Origin of the sequence: Streptomyces sp. NPDC058157 (assembly GCF_042884105.1) — a bacterium.
Lineage (GTDB): Bacteria > Actinomycetota > Actinomycetes > Streptomycetales > Streptomycetaceae > Streptomyces.
Genome location: NZ_JBHVUQ010000061.1, coordinates 1 through 26,299 on the forward strand (window position 1 = coordinate 1; position 26,299 = coordinate 26,299).

Annotated in this window: 22 protein-coding genes, 1 tRNA gene and 1 riboswitch; of the genes, 7 read left to right on the forward strand and 16 right to left on the reverse strand. The window is 71.9% G+C overall.

The features are described 5' to 3' along the window. Positions 1-402 precede the first annotated feature (402 nt). Both ACFVXK_RS17570 and ACFVXK_RS17575 read left to right on the forward strand, forming a co-directional pair. The gene (locus ACFVXK_RS17570; protein WP_389612607.1) at positions 403-1,623 is read left to right on the forward strand and encodes an acetyl-CoA C-acetyltransferase; all 1,221 of its coding nucleotides are present in this window, start codon (positions 403-405) and stop codon (positions 1,621-1,623) included. A 328-nt stretch (positions 1,624-1,951) separates the two neighbouring features. After that, complete coding sequence (locus ACFVXK_RS17575; protein ID WP_389612663.1) at positions 1,952-2,755, forward strand: hypothetical protein; 804 nt, start codon at positions 1,952-1,954, stop codon at positions 2,753-2,755. Here the strand turns inward: ACFVXK_RS17575 and ACFVXK_RS17580 are convergent. After that, positions 2,739-3,098 carry a hypothetical protein gene (locus ACFVXK_RS17580; protein WP_389612609.1) on the reverse strand — a complete coding sequence of 120 codons (360 nt, stop codon included), beginning with the start codon at positions 3,096-3,098 and terminating at the stop codon, positions 2,739-2,741. The two genes, ACFVXK_RS17575 and ACFVXK_RS17580, sit on opposite strands and share 17 nt — an antisense overlap. A gap of 101 nt (positions 3,099-3,199) precedes the next feature. Here ACFVXK_RS17580 and ACFVXK_RS17585 point away from each other — a divergent pair, with 101 nt between their 5' ends. Then, positions 3,200-3,430: a DUF4287 domain-containing protein gene (locus tag ACFVXK_RS17585; RefSeq protein ID WP_365146204.1), complete on the forward strand. Its 231-nt coding sequence runs from the start codon at positions 3,200-3,202 to the stop codon at positions 3,428-3,430. Positions 3,431-3,528: 98 nt separating this feature from the next. Here the strand turns inward: ACFVXK_RS17585 and ACFVXK_RS17590 are convergent, their stop codons facing one another. Then, positions 3,529-4,383 (reverse strand): Bax inhibitor-1/YccA family protein, encoded by an 855-nt coding sequence (locus tag ACFVXK_RS17590; RefSeq protein WP_389612611.1) that lies wholly within the window; start codon positions 4,381-4,383, stop codon positions 3,529-3,531. Positions 4,384-4,551: 168 nt separating this feature from the next. Continuing rightward, positions 4,552-4,633 (reverse strand) — tRNA-Leu (locus ACFVXK_RS17595). A 407-nt stretch (positions 4,634-5,040) separates the two neighbouring features. Here ACFVXK_RS17595 and ACFVXK_RS17600 point away from each other — a divergent pair. Together ACFVXK_RS17600 and ACFVXK_RS17605 are read left to right on the forward strand one after the other, a co-directional pair. Beyond that, positions 5,041-5,808: an ABC transporter ATP-binding protein gene (locus tag ACFVXK_RS17600; protein ID WP_389612665.1), complete on the forward strand. Its 768-nt coding sequence runs from the start codon at positions 5,041-5,043 to the stop codon at positions 5,806-5,808. Positions 5,809-5,864: 56 nt separating this feature from the next. Further along, positions 5,865-8,414, forward strand: a complete 2,550-nt coding sequence (locus tag ACFVXK_RS17605) for an ABC transporter permease (RefSeq protein ID WP_389612613.1) — start codon at positions 5,865-5,867, stop codon at positions 8,412-8,414. Positions 8,415-8,494: 80 nt separating this feature from the next. On the opposite strand, the gene ACFVXK_RS17610 is transcribed toward ACFVXK_RS17605, so the two are convergent. The 9 genes from ACFVXK_RS17610 to ACFVXK_RS17650 form a co-directional block, all read right to left on the reverse strand. After that, positions 8,495-9,877, reverse strand: coding sequence for a class I SAM-dependent methyltransferase (locus ACFVXK_RS17610; protein WP_389612614.1), 1,383 nt, complete (start codon positions 9,875-9,877; stop codon positions 8,495-8,497). A 231-nt stretch (positions 9,878-10,108) separates the two neighbouring features. Continuing rightward, positions 10,109-11,491 (reverse strand): NAD(P)/FAD-dependent oxidoreductase, encoded by a 1,383-nt coding sequence (locus ACFVXK_RS17615; RefSeq protein WP_389612616.1) that lies wholly within the window; start codon positions 11,489-11,491, stop codon positions 10,109-10,111. Between the two features lie 572 nt (positions 11,492-12,063). Further along, entirely contained in the window at positions 12,064-13,005 is a 942-nt protein-coding gene (locus tag ACFVXK_RS17620; RefSeq protein WP_389612618.1) for an exopolyphosphatase, read from the reverse strand. Then, positions 13,002-13,559: a DUF501 domain-containing protein gene (locus ACFVXK_RS17625; protein ID WP_389612620.1), complete on the reverse strand. Its 558-nt coding sequence runs from the start codon at positions 13,557-13,559 to the stop codon at positions 13,002-13,004. Before ACFVXK_RS17625 ends, ACFVXK_RS17620 begins: the two co-directional genes overlap by 4 nt. A gap of 90 nt (positions 13,560-13,649) precedes the next feature. After that, positions 13,650-14,138: a septum formation initiator family protein gene (locus ACFVXK_RS17630; RefSeq protein WP_358894545.1), complete on the reverse strand. Its 489-nt coding sequence runs from the start codon at positions 14,136-14,138 to the stop codon at positions 13,650-13,652. 93 nt (positions 14,139-14,231) lie between these two features. Beyond that, on the reverse strand, positions 14,232-15,518 hold the full coding sequence (gene eno, locus ACFVXK_RS17635) for a phosphopyruvate hydratase (protein WP_358894546.1): 1,287 nt from the start codon (positions 15,516-15,518) through the stop codon (positions 14,232-14,234). 304 nt (positions 15,519-15,822) lie between these two features. Continuing rightward, on the reverse strand, positions 15,823-16,572 hold the full coding sequence (locus tag ACFVXK_RS17640; RefSeq protein ID WP_389612622.1) for a transglycosylase family protein: 750 nt from the start codon (positions 16,570-16,572) through the stop codon (positions 15,823-15,825). A 2-nt stretch (positions 16,573-16,574) separates the two neighbouring features. Further along, positions 16,575-16,743, reverse strand: a riboswitch (cyclic di-AMP (ydaO/yuaA leader). Positions 16,744-17,017: 274 nt separating this feature from the next. Beyond that, the gene (locus ACFVXK_RS17645) at positions 17,018-18,091 is read right to left on the reverse strand and encodes a transglycosylase family protein (protein ID WP_389612624.1); all 1,074 of its coding nucleotides are present in this window, start codon (positions 18,089-18,091) and stop codon (positions 17,018-17,020) included. 150 nt (positions 18,092-18,241) lie between these two features. Then, entirely contained in the window at positions 18,242-19,516 is a 1,275-nt protein-coding gene (locus ACFVXK_RS17650) for a cytochrome P450 (protein ID WP_389612626.1), read from the reverse strand. Between the two features lie 148 nt (positions 19,517-19,664). Here ACFVXK_RS17650 and ACFVXK_RS17655 point away from each other — a divergent pair, with 148 nt between their 5' ends. Further along, on the forward strand, positions 19,665-20,840 hold the full coding sequence (locus tag ACFVXK_RS17655) for a globin domain-containing protein (RefSeq protein WP_389612627.1): 1,176 nt from the start codon (positions 19,665-19,667) through the stop codon (positions 20,838-20,840). A 110-nt stretch (positions 20,841-20,950) separates the two neighbouring features. Here the strand turns inward: ACFVXK_RS17655 and ACFVXK_RS17660 are convergent, their stop codons facing one another. The 4 genes from ACFVXK_RS17660 to ACFVXK_RS17675 form a co-directional block, all read right to left on the reverse strand. Next, positions 20,951-21,346, reverse strand: a complete 396-nt coding sequence (locus ACFVXK_RS17660) for an Imm50 family immunity protein (RefSeq protein ID WP_389612629.1) — start codon at positions 21,344-21,346, stop codon at positions 20,951-20,953. Further along, positions 21,333-21,848, reverse strand: a complete 516-nt coding sequence (locus ACFVXK_RS17665; protein ID WP_389612631.1) for an Imm50 family immunity protein — start codon at positions 21,846-21,848, stop codon at positions 21,333-21,335. Before ACFVXK_RS17665 ends, ACFVXK_RS17660 begins: the two co-directional genes overlap by 14 nt. Positions 21,849-21,936: 88 nt before the next feature. Next, the gene (locus ACFVXK_RS17670; RefSeq protein ID WP_389612667.1) at positions 21,937-22,893 is read right to left on the reverse strand and encodes a nucleoside triphosphate pyrophosphohydrolase; all 957 of its coding nucleotides are present in this window, start codon (positions 22,891-22,893) and stop codon (positions 21,937-21,939) included. A 127-nt stretch (positions 22,894-23,020) separates the two neighbouring features. After that, a complete protein-coding gene (locus ACFVXK_RS17675) occupies positions 23,021-23,647 on the reverse strand; it encodes a SurA N-terminal domain-containing protein (RefSeq protein ID WP_389612633.1) in 627 nt (208 codons plus the stop codon). Positions 23,648-23,824: 177 nt separating this feature from the next. On the opposite strand from ACFVXK_RS17675, the gene ACFVXK_RS17680 reads away from it, so the two are divergent. After that, positions 23,825-26,248, forward strand: coding sequence for a YfhO family protein (locus tag ACFVXK_RS17680; RefSeq protein ID WP_389612635.1), 2,424 nt, complete (start codon positions 23,825-23,827; stop codon positions 26,246-26,248). The last annotated feature ends 51 nt before the right edge of the window (positions 26,249-26,299 follow it).

Here is a 26,299-nt window from a genome sequence, read left to right on the forward strand (position 1 = left end):
TTGACAGACCGTCCCGCCACGGAAAAACGAAGACTTCCGGGAAACCCCCAAAGGAACGGGACGGTCCGGAGATGGACATGCGGCCGAGTCAGGGACCAGTCGGGCTGGCCGGGGGTCGGCAGACGTCCATCCGGGCCGACATGCATGCCCTCCGGGGCCGTCCCCACGCGTCAGATCGCTACGCGCTCCTCCCGTCTCAGCGTCTGCCAGCCGCCTGGGGTCGCTGCAGTAGTCAAAGGACGACGGATTCGTCATCCGGGGCCGGTGGAGGGGCCCATGCCCGCCCCGGAGCGACGGGCATCACATCGCCGCCCCGGTGACCTCGACCGTACGGGGCGGTAACTTCGCTTGCGGTCCCGCAACGACGCACGCAGACCCCTGCGCACACCCCTTGGAGCCCCGATGCCCGAAGCCGTCATCGTTTCCACCGCCCGCTCCCCCATCGGGCGCGCCGGCAAGGGGTCGCTGAAGGACGTCCGGCCGGACGACCTGACCGCCACGATCATCCAGGCCGCCCTCGCCAAGGTCCCCGAGCTGGACCCGCGCCAGATCGACGACCTGATGCTCGGCTGCGGCCTGCCCGGCGGGGAGCAGGGCCACAACCTGGCCCGTATCGTCGCCGTGCAGATGGGCATGGACTACCTGCCCGGCACCACGATCACCCGTTACTGCTCCTCCTCCCTGCAGACCTCCCGCATGGCGCTGCACGCCATCAAGGCCGGCGAGGGCGACGTGTTCATCTCGGCCGGCGTCGAGACGGTGTCGCGGTTCGTCAACGGCTCCTCCGACGGCATGCCCGGCACGCACAACCCCCTCTTCGCCGACGCCGAGGCCCGTACGGCCGCCGTGGCGCAGAGCGAGGGCAGCGGCTGGCACGACCCGCGCGAGGACGGGCTGATCCCGGACGCCTACATCTCGATGGGCCAGACCGCCGAGAACCTGGCCCGCCTCAAGGGCGTGACCCGCCGGGACATGGACGAGTTCGGCGTGCGTTCGCAGAACCTCGCCGAGGAAGCCATCAAGAACGGCTTCTGGGCCCGCGAGATCACCCCGGTGACCACCCCGGACGGCACCGTCGTCAGCAAGGACGACGGCCCGCGCGCCGGCGTCACGCTGGAGGGCGTGGAGGGCCTCAAGCCCGTCTTCCGTCCCGACGGGCTGGTCACGGCCGGCAACTGCTGCCCGCTGAACGACGGCGCCGCCGCGCTCGTCATCATGAGCGACACCAAGGCGGCGGAGCTGGGCCTGACCCCGCTGGCCCGGATCGTGTCGACCGGTGTGACCGCCCTGTCGCCCGAGATCATGGGCCTGGGTCCGGTCGAGGCGTCCAAGCAGGCGCTGAAGCGGGCCGGGCTGACGGTCGGCGACATCGACCTGTTCGAGATCAACGAGGCGTTCGCCGCGCAGGTCATCCCGTCCTACCGGGACCTGGAGATCCCCCTGGAGAAGCTGAACGTCAACGGCGGGGCCATCGCCGTCGGTCACCCGTTCGGGATGACCGGTGCGCGGATCACCGGCACGCTGATCAACAGCCTCCAGTTCCACGACAAGCAGTTCGGTCTGGAGACCATGTGCGTCGGCGGCGGCCAGGGCATGGCCATGGTGATCGAGCGCCTCAGCTGAGACGCGGGCCACAGCGCGCAGAGTGAGGGGTCCGGTACCGCTCCAGCCGGGCCCCCAGCTCCCGCAAGGGATCCTCTAGATCCATACGGTGTACTGACATCAGGTCTAATCCCGTCGCGGCCGACCTGTGACCGAATCTCCCCCAGGATGTGACCTTTGTCCTGGGGGATCGGCATTTGCCCAGGTCAGACGTCATCCCCCGGGGGCCGCGGGGACGAAAGACCTGTCCAATTCATGACGTAATGCACTGCACGCCATTCCCAGCACAGGACAAGCTGATGTAGGAAGTCGGGGGATCGAATCAATCAGGAGTTAGTCAGTGAGCGCCATGTCTCTTGCCCTGCTGCTGACCACGGCCGCTGCCACGGCCGTGGGCGCTGCTGCGCTGCACGCCGTACACGGACTGCGCAAGCAGGTGTCGGCCCTGCGCGATGAGCTCGCCCTGCCGGCCCACGCCCGCGGCGCGAGCGTCCCGCACGCCCGCAGCGCCGTCGAGTCCCCCGCCGCCGAGATACGAGCCGCCGTGGCCGCCGCCCTCGCCGAGGAGCGCGAGCGCGAGCTGGCCGAGGCGCGGGCCTTCTGGGCCGCGCAGGAGGCCCGCGACGCCGCCGACGCCCCGAGCCTGCTGGGCGGGCTGCCGGGCCTGGGCGAGGACGGCCCCGTCTTCCTGCCCCGGCAGGCGGACCTGGTCGGTCTGGAGCCCGTCCTGGGTGACGACCTCGCCGACGATTACCCGGAGGATTCGGCCGAGCTGGCCGCGGCCCGCCGGCGCCACCCCTCCCACCCCGACTTCGTGCCGGTCCAGCCGCACCCCGGCGCCGACCACGAGCGCACGGTCAGCCGCCTGGAGGAGCTCGCGGAGGCCCGTACGGCCCTCGCGGACGTCCGTCCCGGCCCGCTGGGCACGCTCGACGTGTACGTCTTCACGGACGGCACCACGCTGTGCATGACCCCGGGCCACCGGGAGACGGCGGAGCGCCTGGCCGAGGCCCTGCGTTCGGGCACGGCCCCGGTCCTGCTGGGCGGCTCGGGCATCTCCGGCGCCTACGCGCTGACCTTCTCCTGCGGTGACGGCGAGGACCCGGACAGCAACGTCTACATCCTCGCGGACCGCGTCATCGCATCGCTCTGACTTCCACCCGCTCCACCAGCGCCACGGCCTCGTCCAGCACCTCGGACGGGGCCTTCGCGCTGCCCGGGCCCGCCCCCGGGCCGGCGGCGGCGCGCAGCGCCTCGGCCAGGTCCAGCCCGGCCACCGCCAGCTGGTCCCCGACGACGAAGACGCCCTCGTCGGGCATCACGCGCGCCGGAGCCGCCCCCGAGGGGTCCTCCAGCCGCTGCGCCGCCGCGGCCAGCTCACGGGCCAGCTCCAGGGCCTCCGCGGCGGCTCCGCGCTGGAGCCGGCTCTGCGGGGCGGACCGCAGCCGGTCGGCGAAACGTTCCACGGCGGCGGTCAGGGGCGAGGTATCGAGCACCCGGCCGACCTTACGCGCCGCCACCGCACCATTGCCAACGGGCGAACTCTCCGGCACGGTGCAGTGAAGAGAACAGCACGGCGATACCCCCGGAGGCGCCCATGTCCGTTGAGTTCTCCGAGCAGACCCACCGCAACATGATCGACAGAATCCCCCAGACCACCGGTCGTGAGATCTCCGACTGGCTCAGGACCGTCGACGAGGGCCCGTCCCTCCTCCGGTTCGAGGAGAAGGTCAGCTGGCTGCTCGGCGCGCACGAGCTGTCGCACGGCCAGGCGAAGGCGATCGTCCACGAGTACGGGCTGCGCAGAGCGGCCCGCCGGTTCGGCTGAACCCCGGCCCCCCGTCCCGTACGCCCCCGAGATGCGGGAAGGCCCCGCGAGCGGTGCTCGCGGGGCCTTCCCCCTGCCTCTGACGGCTACCGGTACGACTAGTCGTCGCCGGAGAGGATCTGGAACAGGCGCAGCAGCTCCAGGTAGATCCACACCAGGGTCATGGTGAGGCCGAAGGCGGCCAGCCAGGCCTCCTCGCGCGGGGCGCCGTAGTTGACCCCGTCCTCGACCTGCTTGAAGTCCAGGGCGAGGAAGCAGGCGCCCAGGACGACGCCGACGATGCCGAAGACGATGCCGAGCGGGCCGCTGCGGAAGCCGAGGCCGTCACCGCCGCCGAACAGCATGAACAGCGCGTTGGCCAGCATCAGCAGGACGAAGCCGAGGGCCGCGGCCATCACGAAGCCGGTGAACCGGCGCGTGACGCGGATCCAGCGCATCTTGTACGCCACCAGCACGGCGGCGAAGACGCACATCGTGCCGAGCACGGCCTGGATGACCACGCCGGGGCTGAGGTAGTAGCTGGTCGCCGCGGAGATGACGCCGAGGAAGAAGCCTTCGAACGCCGCGTACGCCAGGATGATCCCCGGGGACGGCTTGCGCTTGAAGTTCTGGACCATCGCCAGGACGAAGGCGACGATTCCCGCGCCGGCGGCGATCATGTACGACTTGTTGAGGTTCGCCGGGTCGACCGGCAGGGCGATCCAGGCGACGGCCGCGGTGATGATCAGGGTGCCGAGCGTCATGGCCGTACGGCTCACGACGTCGTCGATGGTCATGGCGGCGCCGCGGGCCGGCGCGGCCGGCATGCCCGTGGTCGGGTCGACGGCGTAAGGATTCGTCGCGTACGGGTTGGTCGCGGTCCCGGCCTGCGCGTACTGCGCGTCGAAGCCCGCGTAGCCGCCGTTGTCGCGGCTGAACCCCCGTCGCGAGAAGACCGGGTTACTGCTCCTCATCTCACTCCTCCATGGCCACCGTGCGCGGCCTTGCGTCAAGGGTAATGCGTTCGCAAAGAAAGCACCCTACTGCTGGAGGAGGATCTTAGGAGAAGACGCGGCGGATCGCCGGAGATAAAGGAAGGGGCCCCGGGAACGGTGTGCGGGGCCGTGGCGGAGGCGCGGAAGTGCCCGGAGCCGGACTTGAACCGGCACGGCCCGAGGGCCAGCGAGGTTTAAGCTCGCCGTGTCTGCATTCCACCATCCGGGCAGGGCGCAGCGGGCCCCGTGGTAAAAGCCTTGAACGCTGCGGTGAGCCTATCCGGAACACCCCGCCCGGCAGGGGCGCCTCTATCCGATGTTGTCTGATTTTATTGGCGATTGAGTGGGCGTCAGGACCGATAAGTCACGGTCGGCAGCGCTGAGGCAGACGCTCCGCACCGCCTCGCAAATGACGTGATTTCGCCGCCCCGCGCCACCCCGGGCCACCCCTCCGCACGGACCCCTCATCGGGGCTCCCGTCATACCAGAGGAGGAGACGACCGCTCCACCGGTCAGCCTCGAGTGGACCGTCGAACGGGCACCTCGGCTGATCCCCCGGGGGTAAGGCCGCGGTGAGGATGGAAGGGTCCCGCCACCGCGCAGCAGACCCGCTCGACAGGAGTCCCCGTGACCGCCATGAACTACGCCCCGCAGCACACCGCCCAGGCCGTGGCCGCCCGCGCCACGCAGCTCTCGAAGGTGTACGGCCAGGGCGAGACGCAGGTGGTCGCGCTGGACAACGTCTCCGTGGACTTCGGCCGCGGCCAGTTCACCGCGATCATGGGCCCGTCCGGCTCCGGCAAGTCGACGCTGATGCACTGCGTCGCCGGTCTGGACACCTTCTCCGCCGGATCGGTCCGCATCGGCGACACCGAGCTCGGCAGCCTCAAGGACAAGCAGCTGACCCAGCTGCGCCGCGACAAGATCGGCTTCATCTTCCAGGCCTTCAACCTGCTGCCGACCCTGACCGCCCTGGAGAACATCACCCTCCCCATGGACATCGCCGGCCGCAAGGCCGACAAGCAGTGGCTGGACACCGTCGTGGACATGGTCGGCCTCTCCGGCCGCCTCTCCCACCGCCCCACGCAGCTCTCCGGCGGCCAGCAGCAGCGCGTGGCCGTGGCCCGCGCCCTGGCCGCCCGCCCCGAGATCATCTTCGGCGACGAGCCCACCGGAAACCTCGACTCCCGCTCCGGCGCCGAGGTCCTCGGCTTCCTGCGCAACTCGGTGCGCGAGCTCGGCCAGACCGTCGTGATGGTCACCCACGACGCGGTCGCCGCCTCCTACGCGGACCGCGTCATCTTCCTCGCCGACGGCCGCATCGTCGACGAGATGTACGCCCCCACCGCGGACGGCGTGCTCGACCGGATGAAGGCCTTCGACGCCAAGGGCCGCACCAGCTGATCGGTCACTGATCACCGAAGCCACGAACAGACTTCCAGCCCAGGACTGATATCCCCATGTTCCGTACCGCCCTGCGCAACGTCCTCGCGCACAAGGCCAGGCTGCTGATGACGGTCCTCGCCGTCACCCTCGGCGTCGCCTTCGTCTCCGGCACCCTCGTCTTCACCGACACCATGAGCAAGGCCCTCTCGGGCCAGTCCGCCAAGAGCTACGACGGCATAGCCGTCTCCGTCACCTCGTGGGGTCCCTCCCGCAACGAGGACGGCCAGAAGGAGGGCGAGCCCGGCATCGGCCAGCAGACCCTGGACAAGGTCAAGGCCGTCAAGGGCGTCGACTCCGTCTCCGGCCGGGTCTCCGGCTTCGCCGGCGTCGGCGACGAGAACGGCAAGCTGATCGGCTCCGGCTGGGCCAACAAGGGCTCCAACTACGCCCCCGTCAAGGACGGCAAGGACCCCCGCTACACCTTCACCGACGGCACCGGCCCCGCCAAGGACGACCAGATCGCCCTCGACAAGGAGTCCGCGGCCAAGGGCGGCTACAAGACCGGCGACAAGGTCCGCGTCGCCACCAACGGCCCGGTCAAGGAGTTCACCCTCACCGGCGTCTTCACCACCGAGGACGGCGCCGTCAACGCCGGCGGCAGCCTCGTCCTGTTCGACACCAAGGTCGCCCAGGAGCTCTACCTCCAGCCCGGCTTCTACGACGAGCTCGCCGTCACCGCCAAGGCCGGCACCTCCGCCGACCAGCTGCTCGCCGACATCAAGCCGCTGCTCGACGCCAAGCACACCAAGGCCCAGACCGGCAAGGCACTCGCCGCCCAGCAGGCCAAGGACATCGAGAAGCAGATGAGCAGCTTCAGCACCATGCTGCTCGCCTTCGCCGGCATCTCCCTCTTCGTCGGCGTCTTCCTGATCTACAACACCTTCACCATGCTGGTCGCCCAGCGCACCAAGGAACTGGCCCTGCTGCGCGCCGTCGGCGCCAAGCGCGGCCAGGTGATGCGCTCCGTGCTCGCCGAGGCCCTGGTCATCGGCGCCACCTCCGCCGCGATCGGCCTGGCCGCCGGCATCGGCCTGGCGGTCGGCATGCGCTCCCTGATGGACACCATCGGCGCCAAGATCCCCGACGGCCCCCTGGTCGTCGCCCCGGGCACGGTCGTCGCCGCACTGCTCATCGGCGTCGTCGTCACCACCGTCGCCGCCCTGCTGCCGGCCTGGCGCACCGGCCGGATCGCCCCGGTCGCCGCCATGGGCAGCGCCCACCTCCCGGCCACCGCGAAGTCCCTGGTCGTCCGCAACGTCCTCGGCTCGCTCATCAGCCTCGCCGGCATCGGCGTCGTCTTCCTCGGCGTGTCCATGGGCGGCGACGGCCGCACGGTCATCGGCGGCGGCGCCGGCCTGATGCTCATCGGCATGATCGTCCTGCTGCCGCTGCTGTCCCGGCCGGTCATCGGCGCCGTCCGCCCGCTCCTGGCGAAGGTCTTCGGCGTCCCCGGCAAGCTGGCCGCGCAGAACGCCGTGCGCAACCCGCGCCGCACCGCCGTGACGGCCGCCTCCCTGGCCATCGGCCTCACCCTGGTCACCACCCTGTCCGTCCTCGGCGTCACCATGGGCGCCGCGGTCGACCGGATGAGCACCGACAAGCTGAAGGCCGACTACAAGGTCTCCATGGCCGGCGGCATCGGCGGCCTGGACAAGTCCGTGGCCGAGACCCTGGCCAAGGCCCCCGGCATCAAGGCCGTCTCCCCGCAGGCCGACGGCTACTTCAAGGTCGGCGACAGCTTCCGCTCGGTGTCCGGCGTCAACCCGGCCACCATCGGCGAGCTGCTCAACATCGACGTCACCTCCGGCTCCCTGGCCTCCCTCGGCAAGGGCGAGGTCGCCGTCGCCGAGAGCACCGCGAAGAAGCAGAACCTCACCGCCGGCTCCACCCTCCAGGTCCGGTTCGAGGACGGGCAGCAGGGCTCCCTGAAGATCGGCGCCGTCTACAAGGACCTGGAGGGCCTGCTGTCCCCGTACGTGATGGACAACAAGGTCCTGAGCGCGCACACCGACCAGCAGTACGTCCGCGAGGTCTACGTCAACGCCACCGCCGGCGACTCCAAGGCCGGGCAGCAGGCCGTCATCGACGCCCTCGGCAAGAACCCGGCGATGACCGTCGCCACCCAGCAGGACATGCGCAACGAGATGGGCGGCATCATCAACACGATGCTGAACATCATGTACGGGCTGCTCGGCATGGCGCTGATCATCTCGGTGCTCGGCGTGGTCAACACCCTGGCGATGTCCGTCTTCGAGCGGACCCAGGAGATCGGCATGCTGCGGGCGATCGGCCTCGACCGCGCCCGGGTCAAGAACATGATCCGCCTGGAGTCCGTGGTGATCTCGCTGTTCGGCGCGGTCCTCGGCATGGGCATCGGCCTCTTCCTGGCCTGGGCCGTGGGCTCCACCCTCACCAAGTCGGTGCCGAACTACGAGCTGGTCCTGCCCTACGGCCGGCTCGGCGTCTTCCTCCTGCTGGCCGCCGTCGTCGGTGTCCTGGCCGCCATGTGGCCGGCCCGCAGCGCCGCCCGGCTGAACATGCTGACCGCCATCAAGACCGAGTAGCCGCGGGCGGGAACGGGAACGCGCGAGGGCCCCGGGGCGACCTGCCCCGGGGCCCACGCGCGTCTTCGCGGCGTACGGGGCTACGCGCCGCCCCAGACCCGGGCGCGCAGCGGCATCCCCGAGGTGCCGCCGCCACCCGGCTTCACGGCCAGGATCTGGTTGACCCCCAGGCGGGCGTGCTCGAAGCCCAGCGCCGAGGCCGCCATGTACAGCAGCCAGACCCGGGCGCGGCCGGGCGAGGTGAGCCGTACGGCCTCGTCCCAGTGGTCCTCCAGCCGGGCCACCCAGGCCCGCAGGGTCAGCGCGTAGTGCTCGCGCAGCGCCTCCACGTCGCGGACCTCGAAGCCGGCCTTCTCCAGCTCGCCGACGGTGGAGCCGACCGGGGAGAGCTCGCCGTCGGGGAAGACGTAGGCGTCTATGAACTCGTCTATCTCGTACGCGGCCTCGTCGGGCTCCGGGGGCCGGCCGATCTGGTGGTTGAGCAGGCGGCCGCCCGGCGCCAGCAGCCCGTGCAGGATCCCGGCGTACTCGCGGTAGCGCACGGAGCCGACGTGCTCGGCCATGCCGATCGAGGAAATCGCGTCGTACGGGCCGTCCTTGACGTCCCGGTAGTCCTGGACGCGGATCTCGATCCGGTCGGTCAGGCCCTCGTCGGCGATCCGCTTGCGCGCGTAGGCGGCCTGCTCGGTGGAGAGGGTGACCCCGGTGACCTGCACCCCGTACTCGCGCGCGGCGTGCAGGGCCATCGAGCCCCAGCCGCAGCCGACCTCCAGGAGCCGCTGGCCGGGCTTCAGGGCCAGCTTGCGGCAGACCAGGTCCAGCTTGTCGCGCTGGGCCTCCTCCAGGGTGCCGCCCTCGGTCCAATAGGCGCAGGAGTACACCATCGAGGGGCCGAGCACGTACTCGTAGAACTCGTTGCCGACGTCGTAGTGGTGGCTGATGGCGTGCCGGTCGCGGCTCTTGGAGTGGATGATCCCGCCCTGGCGGACGGCCTCCTCCGGCGGCGGGGCGGGCCGGGTCCACGGGCGGGCCAGGGCCACGAGCTCCCGTACGGCGGCGCGGGTCGCCGGGTCGCGCAGCAGGGCGGCCGTGCCGGCGGCGCCCGAGGCGCGCGCGGGCAGGTGCGGGCGCAGCGCGGCGAGCTTGGCCAGGCCGCCCCGGGGGCGGCGGGCGGAAACGGGTGCGGCGGGGTGCTCGCGCTCCCAGACCAGGCCCGCCACCTTGTCCAGCGTCTCGAAGAGGTCGCCGTCGACGGTCAGGTCGCCCGCCACCCAGGCGCGGGCCAGGCCCAGTTCGCCGGGCTTCCACAGCATGTGGCGCAGGGCGCGCCGGTTGTTGAGCACCAGGGCGGGTCCGGCGGCGGGGCCGGCCTCGCTGCCGTCCCAGGCGCGGATGCGGACGGGCAGGGGGGCGCCCAGCAGGGTTTCGGCAAGGGCTGCCAGCCGCGGCGCGGCGTCGGTCATCGAGGCACCTCCAAGGTGTTCAGACCAACCGGCTACCCACTCCGGACGAGCGGCATTCTCCGCCGAATCACACCTGGACCGCACCTTGAGCGCACCTTGACCGTGCCGTGCGCCGGAGCCTGCGCGGGGGTCCTCGCCCCGCCCCGGGGTACGCCGAAGGGGCCGCCCGCACCACGGATGGCGGGCGGCCCCTTCGGGGTCGTGCTCAGGACACCGGCGTCAGGGCCGGGGTCAGGCCTTGGCCTTCTCGGCCGGGGCAGCGGCGGCGGCCGGGGCCGGCGCCGGCTTGGCGGCCTCGTAGAACTCCTCGCGCGGGGTCTCGAGGGCGCCGAGGGCGACGACCTCACGCTTGAGGAACATGCCGAGGGTCCAGTCCGCGAAGACGCGGATCTTGCGGTTCCAGGTGGGCATGGCCATGCCGTGGTAGCCACGGTGCATGTACCAGGCGAGACGGCCCTTGAGCTTGATCTTCATCTTGCCCATGACGATCATCGCCACGCCCTTGTGGAGGCCGAGGCCCGCCACCGCACCCTTGTTGGAGTGCGCGTACTCCTTCTGCGGGAAGCCCCGCATGCCGGAGACCACGTTGTCGCCGAGGACCTTGGCCTGGCGCAGCGCGTGCTGGGCGTTCGGCGGGCACCAGGCGTTCTCGACGCCGGCCTTGCGGGCGGCGACGTCCGGGACCTGGGCGTTGTCGCCGGCGGCCCAGATGTAGTCGGTGCCCTGGACCTGGAGGGTCGGGGCGGTGTCCACGTGGCCGCGCGGGCCGAGCGGCAGGCCGTAGCGGGCCAGCGCCGGGTTCGGCTTGACGCCCGCGGTCCACACGATGGTGTTGGAGTCGACCTCGAGGCCGTTCTTCAGCACCACGTGGCCGTCCACGCAGGAGTCCATGGAGGTGTTGAGGTAGATCTCGATGCCGCGGGACTCGAGGTGCTCCTTGCCCCAGGTGCCGAGCTTGGGCCCGACCTCGGGGAGGATCTTGTCGGCCGCGTCGACCAGGACGAAGCGCATGTCCTCGCGCTTGATCGTGGTGTAGTACTTCGCGGCGTCGCGGGCCATGTCCTCGACCTCGCCGATCGTCTCGGCGCCGGCGAAGCCGCCGCCGACGAAGACGAAGGTGAGGGCCTTGCGGCGGACGTTCTCGTCCGTCGTGGACTCGGCCTTGTCGAGCTGCTCGAGGACGTGGTTGCGCAGGCCGATGCCCTCTTCGACGCCCTTCATGCCGATGCCCTGTTCGGCCAGGCCGGGGATCGGGAAGGTGCGCGAGACGGCGCCGAGCGCGATCACCAGGTAGTCGAAGGGCAGCTCGTACGCCTCGCCGACCAGCGGCGTGACGACGGCGACCTTGCGGTCCTGGTCGATGGTGGTGACCCGGCCGGTGAGAACCTCAGCCTTGGGCAGCACGCGTCGCAGCGGGACGACGACGTGCCGAGGCGAGATGCTGCCTGCGGCCACTTCGGGGAGGAAGGGCTGGTAGGTCATGTACGAGCGCGGGTCGACGACCGTGACGGTCGCCTCGCCGTAGCGCATCTTCTTCATGATGCGCTTGGCTGCGTACAGGCCTACGTACCCACCTCCTACAACGAGGATCCTGGGACGCTCCGTGGTGCTCATGAGATGAGTATCCAGCACCCCAAGGGGTGATGCTCGTGAGCCCCTTCACAAGGAGCTGGAACACCTCTGCTACACTGCGCGCCCCGCGTGACCCAGATCATGGCGCGCAACGGGAACCAGAGGGTAACGGGATTCGTTGTTCACCCGCCCTGAACTGGCCTCCAGGCCTCCAACCGGACTGGACCACCGGGTTTCGTCCTTACCTCTGATACGAAACCCGTAGCGCCCGCGCATCGCACAAACAGGTGCTGAAACGGCCCTGCGACCCTCAAGAACCCCTCGAACGACCCTCTTGTTGACCCGAGGGGCGCTTTTTCCTTGTGAAGAACTTCACGAACTTGGTTCGCGGGAGGGCCTTTTCGGCCTCCCGGGAGCCCCGCACTGCCCTCGCACTGCCCACGCACAGCTCCCACCCCGGGCGTCCTCCCCCGCCCCACCAGCCACTCATCGGGTGGAACGCGATATTCGCGCGCCACAGCCCCGCACGACGGGCGCCGCAGGAACGCCCTCGAACGGCTCGAGGGGGCGTCCGGATCCGGACGCCCCCTCGTACACCCTCGGCGGCGGACCGCTCAGGCCACGGACCAGGCGATGCCGTCCAGGATGTCGTGCTCGGAGACCACGACCTCGGTGGCACCGGTACGCTCCATGATCGCGAGCAGGACCAGGGCGCCCGCGCCGATCACGTCGACCCGACCCGGGTGCATCACGGGGATCGCCGAACGCTCGGCGTGGGTGGCGGTCAGCATGCGCCCGCTGATCTCGCGGACCTGCTCGTAGGAGATCCGGGAGTGGTGGATGCGCTCGGAGCGGTACTCCGGCAGCTCCAGGGCGATCGCGGCGACCGTGGTCACCGAGCCCGCCAGGCCCACCAGGGTGCGGGCCTCCTCCAGCGGGACGCTCTCGGCGGCCAGGTCCAGGGCCGCCTCGATGTCGGCGCGCATGGCGGCGATCTGCGCCTCGCTCGGCGGGTCGGTGACCTCGCCGTCCACCACCAGGTGGCGCTCGGTCATCCGGACGCAGCCCACGTCGACCGAACGGGCCGCCCGCACGTGCTGCTCGCCGACGACGAACTCGGTCGAGCCGCCGCCGATGTCCACCACCAGGAAGGGCCGCTCCAGCGCCGTGTCGCCGGTGAGCTCCTTGGTGGCGCCGGTGAAGGAGAACTCAGCCTCCTGCTCCCCGGAGATCACCTCGGGCTCCACGCCCAGGATGTCCAGGACGCCCCGTACGAAGTCCTCGCGGTTCTCCGCGTCGCGCGAGGCCGAGGTGGCCACGAAGCGGACCCGCTCGGCGCCCAGCTCCTTGATCACGCCGGCGTACTCGCGGCAGGCCGCGAAGGTGCGCTGGAGCGCCTCGGGGGCCAGCCGGCCGGTCTTGTCCACGCCCTGGCCGAGCCGGACGATGGTCATCCGGCGGTCGAGCTCGACCAGCTCCCCGGTGGCCGGGTCGCAGTCGGCGACCAGGAGGCGGATGGAGTTCGTACCGCAGTCGATGCCGGCGACCCGGGTCATGCGGACTCCTCTTCCTTCTTCTCCCCGCACTTCTTCTCCCCGCACGGGGTGACGCAGGCGCCCTTGGCCCACCACTCCGGCAGCATCGCCAGGGCCTCGTCGCCGAACGGGTTCACCCCGGGGCCGGCGGCGAGGGAGTGGCCGACCAGCACGTGCAGGCACTTGACCCGGTCCGGCATGCCGCCGGCGCTCGGGAAGCCCTGGAGCACCTCGATGGCGTCGCGCCGCCGGATGTAGTCCTCGTGCGCCTTCTGGTAGGCGGCGGCGAGCTCCGGGTCCTCGGCGAGCCGGGCCTGCATCTCCTTCATCACGCCGTTGGCCTCGAGCGTGCCGATCGCGGAGGCCGCGCGCGGGCAGGTGAGGTAGTACAGCGTGGGGAAGGGGGTGCCGTCGGGGAGGCGCGGGGCGGTCTCGACGACGTCCGGCTGGCCGCAGGGGCAGCGGTGCGCGATGGCGCGCAGCCCGCGCGGGGGGCGGCCGAGCTGCTGCTCGAACGCCTCGATGTCGGCGGCGGTCGGCTCGGTCCGGTCGGTCTGGGGCGGGGGCGTCTGCATGCCTGGAGGAAGTCTCTTCGTTCGGTCGTACGGGGCGGTCGTTGCGGTCGCCCGTACGTGACGGTCGTGATGGGTGGGCCAACGGGTGGGTCAGTCGCCGGGGCGGTCGGCCTTGTCGACGCCGTCCCAGACGTTGGAGTACCAGGGGCGGTCGGATCCGCTCTGGCCGCCGCGGCGGTGCTCCGCGGCCGCGGCCCCGGGGTCGGTCATGATGTAGCCGATCTCCCCCGGGCGCACGAAGTGCAGGTGCCTGCGCGCCTGCTGCTCCGCGTAGGCGGGGTCCTGCCAGCGCGCCTTCTCGTCGCGGAGCTGCTCCAGGCGCTTGCGCGCGGTGGCGGCGGCCCGCTGCTGGTCGGCGATCTCCGAGCGCTGGGACACGTACTGGCGCATCGGGTAGGCGAGGGCGACGACCAGCGTACAGAGGACGAGCACCAGCAATGCCGCCCGGCCGGTGAGCCGGCTGCGGCGCACGACCCGGCGGGACTGCGAGCGGTAGACGTGGGCCGCGGTCCGCTCGCCGAGCTGCCGGAGCCTGGTCGCCGTGGAGAAGGTGGAGAACCGATCCCGGTTCCCGGCCATTGATCCGCCTCCCCTTTGTGCGCGCGCTACGCAATACGTCCCCGCACACGGTACGGGACCGAGTGCGGGGACGTAGGGAGGCTAGGCGAGGACTCAGCCCTTGAAGCGCGGGAAGGCGCTGCGCCCGGCGTACACCGCGGCGTCGTCGAGGATCTCCTCGATGCGCAGCAGCTGGTTGTACTTGGCGACGCGGTCCGAGCGGGCCGGGGCGCCGGTCTTGATCTGGCCGCAGTTCACCGCGACGGCGAGGTCGGCGATGGTGACGTCCTCGGTCTCGCCGGAGCGGTGGGACATCATGCACTTGAAGCCGTTGCGCTGGGCCATCTCGACAGCGTCCAGGGTCTCGGTCAGCGAGCCGATCTGGTTGACCTTGACGAGCAGGGCGTTCGCGGAGCCCTCCTCGATGCCGCGGGCGAGGCGCTCGGGGTTGGTGACGAAGAGGTCGTCGCCGACGATCTGGACCTTGGAGCCCAGGCGGTCGGTGACGGTCTTCCAGCCGGCCCAGTCGTCCTCGAACAGCGGGTCCTCGATGGAGACGAGCGGGTACGCGGAGACGAGCTCCTCGTAGTACTCGGTCATCTCGGCGGCCGAGCGGGACTGGCCCTCGAACTCGTACTTGCCGTCCTTGTAGAACTCGGACGCGGCGACGTCGAGCGCGAGCGCGATGTCCTTGCCCGGGACGTAGCCGGCCTGCTTGATGGCCTCGATGATGAGGTCGAGCGCGGCGCGGTTGGACTCCAGGTTCGGGGCGAAGCCGCCCTCGTCGCCCAGGCCGGTGGAGAGGCCCTTGGTGTGCAGGACCTTCTTGAGGGTGTGGTAGACCTCGGCACCCCAGCGGAGGGCCTCGGAGAAGGACTCCGCGCCGATCGGCGCGATCATGAACTCCTGGATGTCGACGTTGGAGTCCGCGTGCGAACCGCCGTTGAGGATGTTCATCATCGGAACGGGCAGCAGGTGCGCGTTCGGGCCGCCGAGGTAGCGGAACAGCGGGAGGTCCGAGGCCTCGGACGCGGCGTGCGCGACGGCGAGGGAGACGCCGAGGATGGCGTTGGCGCCGAGGGAGCCCTTGTTCTCGGTGGCGTCCAGGTCGATCATCGCCTGGTCGATCAGGCGCTGCTCGGTGGCGTCGTAGCCGACGAGCTCCGGGCCGAGCTGCTCGATGACGGCCAGGACGGCCTTCTCGACGCCCTTGCCCAGGTAGCGGTTGGGGTCACCGTCGCGGAGCTCTACGGCTTCGAACGCTCCGGTGGAGGCACCGGACGGAACTGCAGCACGGCCGGTGCTGCCGTCGTCGAGGCCCACCTCGACCTCGACCGTGGGGTTGCCTCGGGAGTCCAGGATTTCCCGGGCTACGACGACGTCGATGGACGGCACGAGCATCTCCTTCTGGGATGTGACGCTGGGTGTGCGGTGGCGTGGGGCCTGGGACGGCCTCGCCGACTAGAGCCTAACCGGCTCCGGGCGGTCGGCCAGCCGACCGCCCGGGTCCTGGGACGAAAAAGGGGCCGAATACCCGCCTTCCAGGACATAGGACCCTGGAAATCGGGCCGGACATGCGGCGGCGCGGCCCGGACACGACGACGCCCGGCGCGCGATGAGGATGCGCGCCGGGCGTCGATGCCACGGGCCGTGCCGGGTACTGCTCAGGTGCGGTTCGGGCGCCGCTCAGGTGTTACGCGGGAATTCAGCCGAGGTTCAGCTTCTGACCCGGGAAGATCAGGTCCGCGTCCTTGACGGTGTCCTTGTTCAGGTCGAACAGCTTCTCCCAGCCGCCCTTGACGCCGTTGGCCTCGGCGATGGTGCCGAGGGTGTCGCCCTCCTTGACCGTGTACGAGCCGCTGCCGGTGGCCGGGGTCTCGGCCTTCGGGGTCGACGGCTTCGACGGCTTCGACGGGGCCGGCTTGGACGGGGTCCAGCCGGAGCCGGAGCCGGTGCTCTTGGTCTCGGTGTCGGTGTCGGCCTTCGGGGTGGAGGGCTTCGCCGGGGCGGGCTTGGCCGGGGCCGGCTTGGACTCCGGCTTCGGCTTGGCCGGGGTGGTGGTCGAGCCGCCGCCGTTGTAGGCGGAGTTGGACAGGCCGACGCCGCAGGACGGCCAGGCGCCCTTGCCCTGGCCCTTGAGGACCTTCTCCGCGATGGCTATCTGCTGCGACTTGGTGGCCTGGTTGGCCTGCGCGGCGTACGCCTTGCCGCCGTACGCGGCCCAGGTGGAGGCGGAGAACTGGAGGCCGCCGTAGTAACCGTTGCCGGTGTTGATGGACCAGTTGCCGCCGGACTCGCACGAGGCGACCTTGTCCCACTCCGAGACGGTGGCGGCGCTGGCGGAGCCGGCGGCCATCAGCGGGGCGGCGACGGCCACGCCGGCGACACCGGCGAGCGTGACGATGCGGACGGCCTTGGAGCCGCGGCGGTGCTTGCCCTTGCCGGAAAGCAGCATGGAGTTCTCCTCACCGACGCCTTCGAGGTGAGCTGTCGGGTTCGGGCGGATGAGTTGCCCGGCCGCGCAGTTGCGCGTCTTCACCCCAAGCCGGTACGCGGGCCGTCTCTCAACGGCCTTTCCCGGCAACTACCTTGGTTCCCCCGCTCCTGCCAACGGCGCTTGCGCGACGACTGTTCCCTCCGGCCGCCGGCAGGATTCGGCGATGCGGTCGAAGGAGCTCGCGGTGGCGAGCGACTCAGAAGGTAGGCAGGTCTCTCCCCGATGTTCAACGTGTGATTTTGGGGAGAAACCGGCCTACTTGCGTTCCCGGAGACCACGTTTGCGCAGGTCGGAGCGGGGTTTGCGGAAGTTCCGGAATGAGACACGCCAGTTGTCCGGAAGAGATGCATGTCTCACTTGCCGATAACGGACATTCAGCCCGTAACGACTGCCCGAACTACCCCTATTTCTTGGTTAGATCCAGGTTCTGGCCGGGCTTGATGAGGTCCGCGTCCTTGCCGATGACCTGCTCGTTGGCCTGGTAGAGGGCGGTCCAGCCGCCCTTGAGGCCGTTGGCGTCCGCGATGGCCGTCAGGCTGTCGCCCGCCTTCACCGTGTACACGGGCTCCGCGGCGGCGGCTGACGCCGCGCCAGGGGCCGCGGGCACCTCCAGGGCGGCCGGGCCGCGGTGCTTGCCGTTGCCGTCGGAGGCGCCGGCGGAGGGTGAAGGGGCGGGCGTGGCGCCCGGGGTGGCCGGGGCCGTCGGGTCGACCGGGGCGGTCGGGGTGCCAGGGGTCGTCGGAGTGGCCGGGTTGCCCTGGTTGTTGGGGTTGCCCTGGTTGCCCTGACCGTTCTGATTGCCCTGGTTGCCCGTGTTGCCCGGGTTCGTCGGGGTGGTGGTCGGGGCGGTGGGGCCCGTGGTCGGAGTGGGCGGCACGGAGTAGTCCGGCTCCGGCATGACGGGCAGTCCGCTGGTGGCTCCCAGCGGGTAGTCCGGCAGCACGCCGGGGCCCGGGGCGCCGGGGGCCGGGGTGGGCGCCCCGAAGTCCGTGGAGGGCTTGTCCTTCCCGGTGGACGGCACCGAGAAGTCGGGCCGGACCGGGCTGGGGCCGACCGGGCCGGGGGTCTTGGAGGTGCCGGTGTCCACGTCGGGCTTCGGCCCGTTCTTGGACAGCCCGGCCGAGGCGGAGCACAGCGGCCACGCCTCGGGGCCCTGGGAGTCGAGCACCCGCTCGGCCACGGCTATCTGCTGCGAACGGCTGGCGAGGTCGGGGCGCTCCGCGAACTCGAGTCCGCCGGCGTTCTTCCACTGCTCCAGGGTGAACTGGAGTCCGCCGTAGGCCCCGCTGCCGAAGTTGGCGCTCCACGTGCCGCCGCTCTCGCAGTCGGCGACCTTGTCCCACGTCGCGGTGTCGGCCGCGCTCGCGCCCGTGGCGGCGAGCAGCGGCAGGGCCAGCGCCGAGCCGGTGACTCCGGCGGTGACGACGATGGCGGGGACCTGACGGGGTCGTCTGTGGCGGCCGTTCCCGGGAAGCATGAGCCTGCACCTTTCGTATAACGGCGGGGTAACGGCAGAACCTAGCCTCCTTCGAACGGATGTCACAAGTTCGGCCGAAGACTGAATTCCGGTCAGTTCCGCCGCCCCGGCGGCCGGTGCGGGGGCCGCCGGGGACGCCGCGCGCGCGGCTCAGGCGTTCGGGACTGTGAAGCGGACGGGCAGGGTGCGCAGGCCCCGCATGATGAGTCCGCCGCGCCAGCGCAGGTCCGTAGGGGGAACGGCAAGTTCCAGATCCGGCAGACGCTTCAGCAAAGTCGCGAGCGCCGTCTGGCCCTCCAGGCGGGCGAGCGGGGCGCCGAGGCAGTAGTGGATCCCGTGGCCGTATCCGAGGTGCTGATTGTCACTCCGGGAGAGGTCGAGGGTGTCCGGCTCGGCGAAGCGCGCGGGGTCGCGGTCGGCCGCCGCGAGGACCACCAGCACGGGGTCGCCGGCGGCGATGTCCTGGCCGCCGAGGGTCAGCGGGCGGGTGGCGAACCGCCAGGTGGCCAGTTCCACCGGGCCGTCGTAGCGGAGCAGTTCCTCGACGCCGGTCTCCAGCAGGGCGGTCTCGCCCGCGGCGAGGGAGTCCTGGAGGCGGGCCCGCTGGCCGGGGTTCATGAAGAGGGAGTGGACGCCGTTGCCGATGAGGTTCACGGTCGTCTCGAAGCCGGCGAACAGCAGGATGAAGGCCATCGCGGTGGCCTCGGCCTCCGTCAGGTGGTCGCCGTGGTCGCTCGCCCGGATCAGGTCGGAGATGAGGTCGTTGCCCAGATCGTCCCGCTTGCGGTGGATCAGTTCCCCGAGATAGGTGCGCATCCGCTTCACCGACCGGGCCACCCCGCCGCGCGGACCGCCGCCGTGGCGGATCATCATCCCGGCCCAGTCGCGGAAGTCGTCCTGGTCCTCGCGCGGTACGCCGAGCATCTCGCAGATGGCGTAGATGGGGAGCGGGAACGCGAACTCGTGGATGAGGTCCGCCTCCCCCTTGTCCTGGAACCCGTCGATGAGGCGGTCGGTCAGCTCCTGCACCCGGGGGGTGAACTCCGCGACGCGGCGCGGGGTGAACGCCTTCGACACCAGCCGGCGCAGCCGGGTGTGGTCCGGCGGGTCGATGTTGAGCAGGTGGGTCATCAGCTCCGCCTTGCGCTCACCGGGGATCCCGGTCTTGCCCTTGGCGTGGGCCGGCTCCGCGTGGTGCGCCGGGTTCTTGCTCAGCCGCTGGTCGGCGAGGGCCTGGCGGGCGTCCGCGTACCGGGTCACCAGCCAGGCCTCGACCCCGCTGGGGAGCGTGGCGCGGTGCACGGGCGCGTGCTCGCGCAGCCAGGCGTAGGCGGGGTAGGGGTCGGTGGCGAACTCCCAGTCGAAGAGGGTCGGCGCCTCGGGGACGGGAGGGGCTGGCGGGGTGTCGGGGGTCTGCTCGTGCACCCGTCGACGGTATCCCGGCTCGCTACCGGGCATCCCTTATGAGCGGTTGGTCGCGGCTGTCCATGGATCGCCCTTCACTTGACGGCGGCTTGTCGGACATTCCTACTTCGGTCCTGTGGACGTGAGGATCTTGAGGAGCAGTTTCGCGGTGGTGGAGAGACGGGCCGAGCACGCGGTCAAGTTCTTCTACTCCCACCTCTTCTGGCACAACCCCGGGATCCGACGGCTGTTCCCGGAATCCGCCGAGGACATGGAGCGCCAGCGCGACCGGCTGTTCGCCGCCCTCACCCACGTCGTCTCGCGCCTGGAGGACGACGGCCTCCTCCCCTATCTCCACGACCTCGGCCGCGACCACCGCAAGTTCCTGGTCGGACCCGAGCACTACGCCGCCGTCGGCTCCAGCCTGCTCGCCGCCCTCGCCGCGACCTCCGGCGCGGCCTGGACCCCCGACGCCGAGAAGGCCTGGACCGAGGCCTACCAGCTGATGGCCGACGCGATGACGGCCGGCGCCGCCGCGAGCGAGGACCCGCCCTGGTGGGACGCCGAGGTCGTGCGCCACCTCGGCTACGGGCAGGACGTCGCCGTGCTGACCCTGGCGCCGCACGCCCCGCTGCCGTACCTCCCCGGCCAGTACGTCAGCGTGAGCAGCGCGCGGGTCCCGTCCGTGTGGCGCACCTACTCCCTCGCCAACGCACCCCGCGCCGACCACACCGTCGACCTGCACGTCAGCCGGATCGAGGGCGGCCGGCTCAGCACCGCCCTGGTCCGCGAGACCAGGCCCGGCGAGCGGCTGCGGCTCAGCGCGCCGGGCGGGCGGCTGACCCTGCGCCGCGCGGACCGGCCCGTCACCTTCGTCGCCGCCGGAACGGGCTGGGCCCCCGTCCGGGCCATGCTGGAGGAGCTCGCGCAGCACCCTCCCGATCGGGACGTGCGGCTGTTCCTGGCCGCGCGGGACGCCGCGCACCTCTACGACCGGCCCTGGATCGACGCGTACGCCGCCGCCCACCGCCGGCTCGCCGTCACCTACATCACCCCCGCCCCCGGGCAGCACCGCGACCAGGCCACCGCCCGGCTGGCGACCGCCCTCGGCAACCGGGCCCTGTGGCCCGAGCAGGACGTCTACCTGAGCGGGCCGCCGGTGTTCATGGAGGAGACCGCCCTGGTCCTGGAGGAACTCGGAGCCCGCCCGGACCGCCTCTTCCACGACACCGTCCCGGTCCCCGGCGCCGCGCGCGGCGGGCGCCCCCTGGGCTTCGGCGAGTGGTTCCTGCACCGCCCGCCCCCGCACTGGCACGACCCGGCGGCCCGGGCCCCGCGCGGCTAATGCTTCCGCGCGACCGAAAGGCATGTGCCGCAACGGCCCGGCCGACCGGCTCCCGCGCGGCTAATGCCTCGGACCGCCCGGCAGGCATGTGGCGCGCAGCGGAGGTCAGGTCACTCGGCTCGGCTCCGCAAGTACCCGACCGGGTTCTGCGCACGGATCTCGTCGGCTTCGAAGGACACGCGCTTGTCCCGGCCGGCGAGCACCACGCTGCGCCCGCTGAGGCTGGCGACGCTCGTGGGCCAGCCCGACCAGCCGTCCACCTCGAAGTTCTTCACGCCGACGCAGACCAGGACGAACTCGACCGCGTTGTGGCCGCGGGCCTGCCACAGGCCTGCGGCGCCGGCCGGGACGCCGAACGCGGAGAACCTCAAGGTGACCGACGATGCGCGCTCGTCGACGAGGACGGAGTCGAGGTGGTAGTCGGTGAGCGGCGGTGGAGGCGAGCCGAGGACCTCACGGACCGCCTCGGAGCCGGTCACCTCGGCAGACCAGTCATGCTCCCTCATAGAACGCCTTCGCGGTGGTGGGAGGCAGCACGCCTCGGTGCCTGCGCCGGTCGAGGGGGCTCACGAACCACCGCCGAGCCGCGTAAGGGTCCTCGTCGCCGGAGCGATAGGCGTTGAGACGGCCCACCTTGAGGGCGTGCGCGGAGAGATCCAGCGAGAACTGCGGACCGCTCACCGCGATCCGGATCCGGCGTTCCGGGGTCCGGACCCGGGAACCGAACCCGATGTCGACCACGGTGCTGTCGGGGACACCCCGCATCTGGATGTCGTCGGCCGCCATGAACTCGATCTGGGCCTCGAAGCGGTCACAGCCGGCCCCGGTCCACTCCGGCGGAGCGAGGTCGGGAAAGCGGGGAAACTCGACCCGCAACGTCACGGCGGAACCGTACGGACTGAGGTGCACCGATCGGAGGACCAGGCCCTCCGGAGCCGGCAGCTCGCTGTAGAGCGCGGTGAACCGCTCGGAGTGGACCAGGAACCCCGGCCATCCGTCGGCTGTCATCGGTGGACCCCTCCGCCCTCAAGGAAGCGCATGTGAGCTGGGAGGATACCGCCCGCCCCTGATCCGGTCGCCTCCCGGCGGCAGGCGGCTACTCGCCGACGCCCTCCGCCGCGCGGATCGCGTCGCGGTAGGTGCGGGCCGCCGCGCGGAGTGCCGTTTCGGGGTCGGTGCCCGCCGCCTCGGCGCGGGCCGCCAGCTCCAGCAGCTCGTAGCCGATGCCCTCGCCCCGGGGCAGCTCCACGGCGACCCCGCCCGCCCGCGCCCGGCCGGCCAGCTTCGCCGCGAGCGCGAGCCCGGGCTGGGCCAGCGGGATCCCGTCGGTGACCGACTCCCGCTGCTTCTCCACCGCCTTGGTCGCCTGCCAGTGGGCGCTGACGTCCTCCGGGGACTCGGCCGTGGCGTCCCCGAAGACGTGGGGGTGGCGGCGGATCAGCTTGTCGACCAGATCGCCGGCGACGTCGTCGATGGAGAACGCCTCCCCCTCCTCCGCGTCGCCCGTGCCCTCCTCGGCGATGCGCGCGTGGAAGACCACCTGGAGCAGCACGTCGCCGAGCTCCTCGCGCAGCGCCTCCCGGTCGCCGTCCTCGATCGCCTCGACCAGCTCGTACGCCTCCTCGATGGCGTACTTCACCAGCCCCTCGTGGGTCTGCCGCGAGGTCCACGGGCACGCCCGGCGCACCCGGTCCATCACCTGCACCAGGTCCAGCAGCCGCGCCCCCGGCAGGTCGTACGACCCCGGCAGCAGCTCCAGGTCCGGCATGGCCACCCGCCCCGAACCGGCCAGCCGCGCCAGCCCGTCCGTCAGCCGCTGGTCGCCCTCACCGGACGGGATCACCACGATGGTGCGGCCCCCGGCGCAGGCATCGACGAGAGCGTGCGCGTCGGGGGCCTCGTGCGCCACGACCACCCCGGCTTCCCGCAGGTACGGGAGCTGCGGGTGGCCCGGGTCCGCGCACAGCACCCGGTCCGCGGCGTGCAGGGCCTGCCAGGCCGGCCAGGACAGCAGCCCGGGGGCCACCCGGTGGCTGGCGGTCAGCAGGACGATCCGCCCGGAGCCGGCGGAGTCGGAGCCGGCGGCGGACGCGGCGGCGCCGGCCGGGGCGGGGGCGTCGGCGGGGGCGGGTTCGGCGGTGTGGTCGGTCACCCTCCGAACCTACCTCCGTCCCCGGGTGTCAGGCTCCGGCGGGGGCCGCCTGCTCGGGCATCGTCTTCTGCGTGATCCACGGGGTCTGCTGGTCACCGAGCAGGATCTGCTTCTCGTCCCAGCGCCCGTAGCGCGGGTTGACCTCGATGTGCAGCTCCTTCGCCGCCTCTCCGAGCTTCACCAGCGCCTTGTCCTGACTGCCGTAGTGCGCGAACAGCTTGTCGCGCAGCAGCTTGAACCGGGTGTCGGCGTCGATCTGGTCCGGCGCCAGCTGCGCCTGCTCCAGGGCGGCCGCGGCCAGCGCCTTCTCCCCGCCGACCTGCTGGAGCTGCGCCTTGCGGACGTCCTCGATCTCCTTGGGGCTCACGCTCAGCCCCGCGTCGTCCGCCGCCCGCTCCAGGACCGCGGTCTGGATCATCTTGTTCAGCTTGAGCCGTTCCAGCCCGGCGGTGGCACCGATCAGCCGCGCCCCCTGGTCGGACCGGTTCTGCGCGGTGCGCACGTCGTTGACCTGCGCCTGGAGCGCCGAGGTGGTGATGCGCTCGCCGCCGACGACGGCCGCGGTACCGGGACGGGTCCCGCCCGAGCAGGCGGCCAGCAAAGGGGCCGCCGCGAGCAGGGCGACGGATACGGAGAGCGCTGTGCGACGGTGCAAAGGAGCCTCCAGGGCCGGGGGATTGTGCGTCGGTGCACAAGGCCGTGCGGTGATCGATGGTATGCAGTCGGAGTGGCCCGAGCCACCTGTTCGACCAACGATTCCCGGGGTGTTGAAGGTGCGATTTAACCCCCCGGCTACCGCGGAGCCGGACGTTCCTGCGAAGGTCGGCTCACCATGTCGACTTCGCAGCTCGCTCCGCACCCCACCCCGGAGCGCCCCGCTCCGGCCCCCGTACGCCGCTCCGGACGCCGGCCCGCGCTCCTCGGGTCGGCGTTCGCCGCCCTGGTCACGGCCGTCGCCGTGTGTTCCGGGGACGCCGTCGCGCGGGTCTTCCCGTACGGGCACCGGCACCGCAGCGTCAACGACCTCGGCAACCAGTTCGTGCCCTTCCACGCCCACCTGTGGGACCTGCTGCACGGCCGGGCGCACGGCGGGCTGCTGTTCAACTGGCAGTCCGGGTACGGCACCAGCTTCCTGCCCGACCTCGGCACGTACCTGACGAGCCCCTTCGCCCTGCTGGTCGGGCTGTTCCCGCGGCACGACATCGACCTCGCCGTGTACGTGGTCACCGTCCTGAAGATGACCGCCGCGGCCGCCGCGATGGCCTGGCTGCTGCGCACCCAGCGGCCCGGGCCGTGGTGGGCGGCGGGGCTGCTGGGTGCCTCGTACGCGCTGTGCGGCTGGTCGGTGATCGAGGCCTCGTACAACCCGATGTGGCTGGACGGGCTGATCGCCTTCCCGCTGCTGTGCCTGACCGGCGAGTGGGCGCTGCGCGGGCGGCGGCCGCTGCTGGGGGTGCTGGTGGTGGCCGTCTCCTGGGCGGCGAACTTCTACACCGCCTACATGGCCACGCTCGGCGCGGCGCTGGTGCTGGTGGTGCGGGTGGTGCTGACCCGGGAGGGGGTCCGCGAGCGGGTCCGGGTGGCCGGGCGGGCGGCGGTGACGACCGTGCTGGGGATGGCGCTGACGGCGCCGCTGCTGGTGCCGCTGTTCCTGAGCTCGCGGCAGGCCTACCCGGGGTGGTCCAAGGAGTTCGCCCCGGTCCCCTGGTCGGACCTGTTCGCCCGGCTGATGCCCGCCACCTACTCCTTCGGCTCCCCCGCCCTGTTCGTCGGCACCGGGACCCTGCTGCTGGTGACGGCGCTGCCCTTCCACCGGGCGCTGCCGCTGCGCACCCGGCTGTGGTGGGCGGGGCTGGTGGCGGCGGTGCTGCTGTCCCTGCAGTGGGCCCCGACCCATCTGGCCTGGCACGTCTTCGCCACCCCGAACGGCAGCCCGTACCGGCAGACCTTCGTGCTGGCCGGGATCGTGGTCATCGCCGCCTGGACCGGGCTCTCGGCCGGGCCGCCCGGCGTACGGGCGCTGGCCGCCGGGGCCGGCGTCCTGGCGGCGGCCGCCGCGTGGGCGGCGGGCAGCGCGCTGGCCACGGGCTGGGGGTACGCCCTGTTCTGCGGCGGGCTGGCGCCGGCGGCAGGGGCCTGGTGGGGCCTGCGCCACCGGCGGCTGCTGCTCCCGGCGGCCGCCGTGCTGGCGGCGGCCCTGGTCGCGCAGGCCGCCGCGACGACGGCGTACGGGCACAAGGGCAAGCTGGCCGGGCTGGACGACTACCCCTCGTGGGGGCGGACCAACACCGTCCGCGAGCGGGCCCTGGCACGGGCCGACGGCTGGCCGGCGTACCGCACCGACGCGGGCCGGCCCGCGCTGTCCGGCAACGACCCGCTGCTGCTGGGCGGCGAGGGCGGCCAGTACTACAGCAGCCACACCCCGGACGTGTTCACCCGCACGATGGCGGCGCTGGGCGCGGGCTGGACCTCGCGCGGGCGCAGCGTCCAGAGCCTGGACAACCCGGTGACGGACGCCCTGCTCTCGGTGGGGGCGCGGCTGAGGGCGGACGGGAAGGTGGTCCGGGCGGAAGCGCTGCCGCTGGTCACCGTGCGGCCGGCCGGGCCGCCGCCGCCCGGGTTCGGCGAGTCCCCGTTCGCCAACCAGGAGCTGCTGCTGGGCGCGAAGGTCTACGAGGAGCCGGTCGCGCCCGGGGTCTGCCGGTCGGGCACCGACCCGTTCCTGTGGGCGCCGCAGTACAGCGGCTCGGCCGGCCTCGCGGACGGCCGGCCCGCCAGGATGAACGGGACCCAGCCGAAGAACCGGGCGGCGCTCCAGCCGCTGGGCCGCTCGCACGGCCCGTCCTCGCAGCTCGTCTTCGACCGCCGGGCCCCCGACCGGTGGACGCTGGGCTGTCTGGACCGCTCGAAGCTCACGGCGGCGGTGGCCGCCCTGCGCGCCTCGGCCGCCACCTCGGTGCGGGTGTCCGACTCCGGCCTGACCGCCACCCTGCCGCCCGGCAGCACGGGCACGGCGGTCGTCGCGGTGCCGGCGATCGCGGGCTGGAGCTGCGAGGGCCGCCCGGCCGGGTCCCGGCTGGGGCTGCTGGCGGTGCCCCTGGACGGCCGCACCACCACCCTGCACTGCTCCTTCACCCCGCCGGGGCTGCTCCCGGGCGCGGGACTGGCGGGGGCCGCGGCCCTGGCGGTGGCCGCGCTGGCGGTGCTCAGGCGCCGCCCGGGACTCCTGGCGGGGCTGCGGGGCCGGGGCGCCTGAGGGCGGTCCGGGCGCTGAGGGCGGTCGGGGCGCCTGAGGGCGGTCCGGGCG